The organism is Massilia sp. CT11-108 (assembly GCF_047302915.1).
Taxonomy (GTDB): Bacteria; Pseudomonadota; Gammaproteobacteria; order Burkholderiales; family Burkholderiaceae_D; genus Telluria; species Telluria orientalis.
Genome location: NZ_JBKYMO010001799.1, coordinates 1 through 232, shown reverse-complemented (window position 1 = coordinate 232; position 232 = coordinate 1). Strand labels below are relative to the sequence as shown.

The window sequence follows — 232 nt, the reverse complement described above, 5'->3', positions numbered from 1 at the left end:
CGCCATAACCGTGCCGGTGGAGAGATCATCATCAACCTCACTGCCGAAAGTTTAACGATCAAAAACACCGGTGAGCAGGTAGCCCTTAATCCCGAAAATATCTTTACCCGCTTTCATAAAGCATCCACATCTGAAGGCAGCGGCCTGGGGCTCACCATCTCTAAACAGATCTGCGAAAGTTTAGGCTATCAGTTGGTTTACAGCTACGAAGCGCCATACCATTGCTTTACCG

At 48.7% G+C, this 232-nt stretch carries 1 protein-coding gene; it reads left to right on the top strand.

All coding sequences use genetic code 11. The annotated features are described in order from the left end of the window. The coding region (locus ACEN88_RS36370; protein WP_413347222.1) for a sensor histidine kinase at positions 1-232 on the top strand (232 nt) is incomplete at both ends.